Source organism: Ruegeria sp. BHSB056 (genome assembly GCF_059613305.1).
In genome coordinates this window covers 1-6964 of record NZ_JBXWSG010000127.1, presented here as the reverse complement: position 1 = coordinate 6964, position 6964 = coordinate 1, and the positions used below count along the sequence as shown (strand labels likewise).

Below are 6964 nucleotides of genomic sequence, written 5' to 3'. Positions count from 1 at the left end.
TGTTTGCCGTGGGATCAATCCCGCTTATTTTTCTGGTCGCGCGGAATATCTTTGGGTCAACCGTAGGCTGCCTGGCCTCCTTATTGCTGGCACTTCATGGGTTTCACATCTTTTGGAGCCAGATGGCCCGCATGTATGCTGCCGGAGCCTGCCTGTCCCTTCTGGCAACTTGGCTGTTGTTATGCCTCATCCGATCCCGCGAACCACGTCCGGCGATCGAGATTACCTATATCGTCACCGCAATGGCAGGCGTTCTCACTGTCGAGTTTTTCTGGCCCCTGCTTCTGATTCATCTGCTCTGGACAGTCCTGGTTCTACCCCGGCCCGAAAATATACCAGGCCGTCTGTCTAATCGAATTGACCTACGGCATCCCCCTCGACTGTTTCAGGTTCAGGCTCTTGCTTTCATTCTATCCGCTCCGGCGCTGACTCATGCGGTTTATCGCGCACGAAAAGGTGCAGTCGATGAGCCGTCCCCGGAATTCCTAGCCGAGTATTTCTCATTTGGGTTTTTATTTGCACAGGACAATTTCACGATCCCGCCTCTACAGATCCCCATGGTTCCCGCATGGCTGCTGCTGGCATTTTCCCTCCTTTTATTGGCAGCCAGTTTGAAAGCACCCAAACGCGAGGCCCCTGTCACAAGCTCAGGTCGGTCAATCCCGATATGGATTCCGGCTGTTACAGCCATCTGCTCGGCCTGCTTCATGTTCTGGCTAGCAACAATCGCCCACCGCCGAAACGAAGCACTGATGGTGATGTCCATCTTGCCCCTTCTGGCTCTGCTCATTCCTGTTCTAGGTACGCTTTGGAGGGGGTTAGTCCCCCGACTGCCATCGCGTACACTACATTACCCTCAAGAACGCACCTTGTTGCTATGGTTCATCGCGGTAGGTGCACCGCTGATCCTGTTCGCTGCGTCCTACAAGGTGTCAGTCCTTGCGCCACGGGCCTTTCTGATTTTCATACCCTATTTGTTGATCCTGAGCGCCGCAGGCGCAGTCTGGCTCTTCCAAGCCAGCCTTCTCCGACTGTCGGCAATGGGTGCCTGCGTCATCGTATTTGCCGCCAGTGTATTCTATGCTGCCCAAAAACCCGGATCGCCCAATGATTATCAAGGCATTGCGCTGGCCATGCGGCCTGAAATGCACCCTGACGATCTTGTCTTTATGAAACAGGTCCGTGACTGGACAGATACACCCCTGTTCTATTATCTCGGAACTGCGCATTATGTCGTCTCAGACCACAAAGCTGCACTTCAGACCAACCCAGAGGCTCGTGTCTGGCTGGTCACCTGGCCCTATGAAGAAAACCCGGTTATCGACGATGCTCGGCGGGCAGCACTGCGTGGCTATAAACCAATCCTAACAATAAAAAAATTACGGGCCAGCGCAGAACTCTTTGAACCTGACACCAAACCATGATCACCTGTGCTCACATACACAAAACAAGAAAGTCGCAATGGCGCCGGTAAACATGCACCTTCCCACTTCCTTGTCGCAAGCGAAAAACCCAGATCAGGGTGTGCCCACGCTCAGCATCGTTGTGCCCATGTTTAACGAGGAAGAGGTGCTGCCGATTCTGTTCGACCGACTTGGCAACTTCCTTGAAACCCTTGGTGAAAGTTATGAGATCATCTGCGTCAACGATGGCAGCACCGACAGGACCGCCGCCATTCTGGCCGAGGCACATGAACGTGATAAACGCATCAAAGTATTGAATTTTTCACGTAATTTTGGAAAAGAAATTGCGCTGACCGCCGGGCTTGATGTCACCACCGGTCAGGCTGTTATTCCCATTGATGCGGATTTGCAGGACCCGCCTGAACTGATTGAAACCTTCCTCGAGAAATGGCGGGAGGGGTTTGATGTCGTCTATGCCGTCCGGCGCCACCGCGACAGCGATACCGCGATGAAACGCTGGTCGGCACTGAAATTCTATCAGGTCATCAACCGGGTTTCGGGCGTGCCTATCCCCGCCAATACCGGCGATTTTCGCCTAATGGACCGGCGCGTGGTTCAGGCTGTTGTTCAACTGCGCGAGCACAATCGCTTTATGAAGGGTCTTTTTGCTTGGGTCGGGTTTCGGCACATTGAGGTGGCGTATGACCGTCCTGAGCGTGCAGCGGGACAGACCAAGTTCAACTACTGGCGCCTTTGGAACTTTGCGCTGGACGGTATTACCGGTTTCAGCACCGTACCGCTCAGGATTGCAGGTTATGTCGGAATGCTGACTGCGCTGGCTGCGATTATCTACGGTACTTTCCTGATCTCACGCACCCTTATTTACGGGGTGGATGTGCCTGGCTATGCCTCATTGATGGTTGCTGTGCTGCTGATCGGCGGCCTGCAGCTTGTTGTGCTGGGTGTGATCGGGGAATATCTGGGGCGGCTTTATGCAGAGGCTCAGAAACGCCCGCTTTACATCGTCGAAAGCAGTCTCGGGCTTGAATCTCGGGACGACCATTCGCCTTGATCCCTCAATCGTCCTGTGAACCCGCTGCAGCTCATCTGCGCCGATAGACCAGCACGTCTCCGTCCCCCAGTGTTCCGGGGAACTCACGCATATGTGCCAATTGCTGTTCGGCGTCGCGTTTCAAATCCGGAATGGCGCGGAACATCCGACCTGGGAACAGAACAACCAGCATCACAGGACCTGGCTGGGCCATCGCTTCGGAATACTCATGCGCATCCCCGATGGTTCTCCAGTCAGCGTCGAAATGAGCTTCAAAAAGAGGCCCGCCCGGATTGATCGCGTATACCCGGTCTGATGGGTTGCGGGTTTCTTCCACGAACTCAAAGGCCCCGGCCAGATCCTGTTTCGGGGCAGAATAGTTTCGCTGCACCAGAAGTACGAACACCACAATCATCGTCATAACACCCAGAGCAAAGAGAGGCCGTCCGAATTGGGGCTGCCGAACCCACCGTGCCACCACATCAGCCCCATGCCGACACCCCACAACGGCGAGGATAATGACGGGGCCAATGTCGACAAAAAAGAACCTGGGCCAAATCCGCATTTCAAGCGAAAGAAGAAGGGTCAGCGTCACCGCTATATGCATGGCAATGGAAGGGAAAAACAACGGCTGCGTCACATGCGCCCCCACAGCGCCGAATACAATGACAGCCAGCCCGCCGATGGCGATAAACAACATCAGCGGACCGGTATTCCCAACCGCAGTCCGCAACCCTTCGACAATTGTCCAAAGCGGGTTCTGATATTCCTGCATGGGGTCCACGGCGGATGTTGCCGAAACCTCGCCTACGGTACCCGCTATGCTTGGCAAAATCGGCAGATATGCGAGCAGGACCAAAACCAGCGCAACCGCAACGCCCATCAGCGGATGCAGGACCCATGCACGAGTAACAGTGCCCCGGACGAGCCCAATTGCGAGGCAATACAACCAGATAATCCCCAGAGCAACAAAGAAGAATGCGCCGGTAAGGTGCGTGAAAACAGCGGCAGCGGCAGTAAAACCGAAGGCAATCCAGGTGCCGATTGTTGGCTGGCGCGTCCCCCGCAGAAAGAAAATGAAGCCAAGTGTGCTCCAGAACGCAAGCTCGGTATAACCGCGCGCATTTTGAGAGAACCAAACCTGATGATAGGACAGGGCCACCAGCAAAGCTGACACATGCGCAATCTTGTTGTCCGCAACCTCTCTTGCCAGCCACCAGATTACGCCGACAAGACCGACACCAAACAGGACGGCGGGAAACCGATACGCCCAGACCTGATCTCCGAATACCTGGGAAACCAGCTTCGCCTTCATGCTGAAAAAATAATGATGATTCATCGAATAGTCGCGCATCATCTCACTCCACGGAAGGCTGACATGCGTATCGACGGTCCGGATTTCGTCATACCACAAGGGTGCGTTCAGCCCGGCGCTTCTGAGGACTGCGGCAAGAAGAAGAATAAACAGGAGTATTGCCAGATCATTGCGGCCAAGCATGGGGGAAGTCTGTTTCATGGGCTTCTCCTGTCACGCCTGGCTCAAAGCGGGCATCGTTAAAAATCGACAGCAGGGGCGTGGCGCAAGCAAATGTCGATCCTTCTTTCGCAGCGCACCGTACCTGCGGCGTACACTGACACAAAGTTTCAATGCAGGCGATTTCTTCCAAAAAACGCTCAAAAATTATCAATAGTTTGCAAAATACTTTGCGATTGTTTCTCTTTTGCGCACTCTGTCAGGCAGCCTCTTCCAGCATTTGACGATAAAGCTGTTCGATCCGTGCATGTACATGGTCCGGGTCAAAACGCTCCTCACGCGCCAGTGCGCGGGCGTTGGCCCCCAGAGTTTTGCGCAGCCCTTCGTTTTCTGCAAGCTCCAGCACAGCCGCGGTCAGCCCTTCAACATCACCAACAGGACAAAGCCGCCCAACCCGTTCAGACACAAGCTCACTCACACCACCGCAGTCGGTCGCTATCACTGGCAAGCCGGCGTGAAAAGCTTCGACAATTGAAATCGGCAATGCCTCCCATCGGGACGTGAGCAGCATGAAATCCGCGGCGGCCATATGCAGGGGGACGGTATCGATCGGCCCCAGAACCCGGATGTTTTCACCACCGGGCCAGCACATCGATCATCAAGTTGATACCCTTTTGCGGGTCCTGCTCTGGTTGCCCTGAAATATAGGCCATAGACGAAACCCCTTACCCCCTTGTCCAGAACACATGTGGACGTCACACAAACCCGCCATCCAGAAAGGCTTTGCCAAATCGATTACAACCTCAGCACCGTTGACCTGATATTGTACAGGGCCAAGCTATTTGAGACATCGCCATCATATGGCAGATGCATGGCCCGTCAAAGGTATCTTTGAGAATAGATACGTCGGAAGAATGTGGGAATGCACGAAGCGAGGATGTGTCGCAAACTTTTAGAATGGCCAAAGTAGCGAATTACCGGACGCACCTATCCTGCGATCTCGGAAAATTGCCGAAAGCCAGATGTCGTAGTGCTGGGGAATTGCTGCTTTCGGATCATGTTCGCAACCTCAATACCGTCCAGAGTAGCCGAAGCAGGTCTGAACGATTTAAACCCGCACATGTGCCGCACGCGACGCTTGATAAACCGATGATCCTGCTCGATCAGGTTATTCAAATACTTGGACCTGACTGTTTGGATTTTGGCTGGGCAGCCGAACCGCTTCAGAATCCTGTTCACCTCTCGAATGCCCGCCGCGTTGGCGCCACTTTTGTCGATGACAATCTTGTTCGGGATTCCATTTGAAGACAGCGCTTTGCCAAAGAACCTTGCTGCTGCTGGACGGTTCCTGCGCTCGGACAGCATGAAATCAAGGTGTTTCCTGCCTTGTCGACGGCCCGATAGAGGTACATCCAATTGCCGCGAACACGAACATATGTCTCGTCCTTTCGCCAGGAGCTTAGCGTTGGGCGTTTCTTCGATTGCGCTCTTGCTGCGATCATCGGTGAATACTTCACAACCCATCTGTTAAGTGTGGCGTGGTCCACCTGCACGCCGCGTTCGGCCATGATCTCTTCAAGGTCGCGATAGGACACTGTGTACCGCAGATAGAAGTACACAGCGTACAAAACCGCATCCTTGGGGAAATGACAGCCCTTCAATGAGATCATACTCCAGTAACCTGTTCGAAAACTGTTCTTCGAGCACAAACCTCAGATCACACATGCTCGTCAACTAGACCCCAGAGTTTGCGACATATCCACCTGGAACGGGTATGAAGTACGGCCCCTTACCCACTTTACGCGCAAAAACGTCTTTTTTTGATCGTTACTTAATGCGTTTCCTCTAATCACAATTACTATGGATAAGTACCACTTATTAGATGTGATTGATTTCCCACGAATTTGTGCGCACAATGGGCGTATGAGCAGCCCTGCACCCTATCTTCCAGCCACCTCCCCTGCCCTCTCCGCAGAAGATCAGGAGGCGCTGACCGATCTCTATGTCCGCGGCACCCCCGCCAATACGCTGCGCGCCTATGAACGGGATTTGCTCTACATCACAGCGTGGAAGGTTGCGCGCTTCGGATCGGCACTGGACTGGCCGGAATCTGAGGCCACCGCCCTCGCCTTCATTCTCGATCACGCCCGCGATCTGAATGACGCACCAGAAACGGATGTGGCGCGCGAAACCGCAGAAGCGCTGATTGCTCAGGGGCTGCGCAAATCGCTGACCTGCCCGGCTCCGTCGACGCTGGACCGGCGCATCGCCTCCTGGCTTGCCTTTCATCGGATGAAGAACCTCCCCTCCCCGTTTGACGCGCCACAAGTGAAGCAGGCCCGGTCCAAAGCGCGCCGCGCCGCGGCCCGCCCCCCGGCCCCCAAGTCGCAGCACCCGATTACCCGCGACGTGCTGGAACAGCTGCTGGCCACTTGCCGGGGCACGCGTCGGGACTGTCGCGACCGGGCGCTGCTAATGCTGGGTTGGGCTTCTGGTGGTAGACGGCGCTCGGAGATCACCGGGCTGAGGCGCGAAGATGTTAGCCTCAAGGAGTTTGAAAAGACCGGTGTGGTCTGGCTCTCTCTGCTGGAGACCAAGACCACAGCCAAGGGCGAGACCCCGCGGCTGGTGCTGAAGACCCGCGCCGCGCAGGCGCTGGTCCATTGGATCGAGGTTGGCCATATTGACGACGGCCCCCTCTTCCGGCCCGTGTCCAAGGCCGATCGCGTATTGAACCGCGGCCTCAGCCCGGATGCGATTGTGCAGATCGTCAAACACCGGTTGAAACTGGCGGGGCTGCCCGAAGGCTTCGCCTCGCCCCACGGGCTGCGCTCGGGTTTTCTGACCCAGGCCGCACTGGACGGCGCTCCGATTCAGGCCGCCATGCGCCTGTCCCTGCACCGCTCCATGGCTCAGGCGCAGAAGTATTACGACGACGTCGATATCGCAGAGAACCCGGCGGCGGATCTGTTGGGGTAGACGGTTCGACCCATGCCGTAAGATCAATCAGGCTGACGACTTGCGTGCCGGCCCCCT

5 protein-coding genes and 1 pseudogene are annotated in these 6964 nt (G+C 55.4%); 3 read left to right on the top strand and 3 right to left on the bottom strand.

Going from position 1 to position 6964, the window contains the following annotated elements:
- Together AC2FND_RS19100 and AC2FND_RS19095 are read left to right on the top strand one after the other, a co-directional pair.
- The coding region (locus AC2FND_RS19100) for a hypothetical protein (RefSeq protein WP_496771306.1) at positions 1-1424 on the top strand (1424 nt) is incomplete at its 5' end.
- 37 nt (positions 1425-1461) lie between these two features.
- Entirely contained in the window at positions 1462-2475 is a 1014-nt protein-coding gene (locus tag AC2FND_RS19095; protein WP_496771305.1) for a glycosyltransferase family 2 protein, read from the top strand.
- A gap of 31 nt (positions 2476-2506) precedes the next feature.
- Here the strand turns inward: AC2FND_RS19095 and AC2FND_RS19090 are convergent, their stop codons facing one another.
- The 3 genes and pseudogenes from AC2FND_RS19090 to AC2FND_RS19080 form a co-directional block, all read right to left on the bottom strand.
- Positions 2507-3970 carry a glycosyltransferase family 39 protein gene (locus tag AC2FND_RS19090; RefSeq protein WP_496771304.1) on the bottom strand — a complete coding sequence of 488 codons (1464 nt, stop codon included), beginning with the start codon at positions 3968-3970 and terminating at the stop codon, positions 2507-2509.
- 217 nt (positions 3971-4187) lie between these two features.
- Positions 4188-4580 carry a glycosyltransferase gene (locus AC2FND_RS19085; protein WP_496771303.1) on the bottom strand — a complete coding sequence of 131 codons (393 nt, stop codon included), beginning with the start codon at positions 4578-4580 and terminating at the stop codon, positions 4188-4190.
- 335 nt (positions 4581-4915) lie between these two features.
- Positions 4916-5535 (bottom strand): annotated as a pseudogene (locus AC2FND_RS19080) (IS6 family transposase).
- A gap of 316 nt (positions 5536-5851) precedes the next feature.
- On the opposite strand from AC2FND_RS19080, the gene AC2FND_RS19075 reads away from it, so the two are divergent.
- A complete protein-coding gene (locus AC2FND_RS19075) occupies positions 5852-6907 on the top strand; it encodes a tyrosine-type recombinase/integrase (protein WP_496771302.1) in 1056 nt (351 codons plus the stop codon).
- The last annotated feature ends 57 nt before the right edge of the window (positions 6908-6964 follow it).

Coding starts and splice junctions, on each gene's coding strand:
- AC2FND_RS19095 (WP_496771305.1), top strand. CDS start 1,462: ATGGCGCCGGTAAACATGCACCTTCCCACTTCCTTGTCGCAAGCGAAA.
- AC2FND_RS19085 (WP_496771303.1), bottom strand. CDS start 4,580: ATGTGCTGGCCCGGTGGTGAAAACATCCGGGTTCTGGGGCCGATCGAT.
- AC2FND_RS19075 (WP_496771302.1), top strand. CDS start 5,852: ATGAGCAGCCCTGCACCCTATCTTCCAGCCACCTCCCCTGCCCTCTCC.
- AC2FND_RS19090 (WP_496771304.1), bottom strand. CDS start 3,970: ATGAAACAGACTTCCCCCATGCTTGGCCGCAATGATCTGGCAATACTC.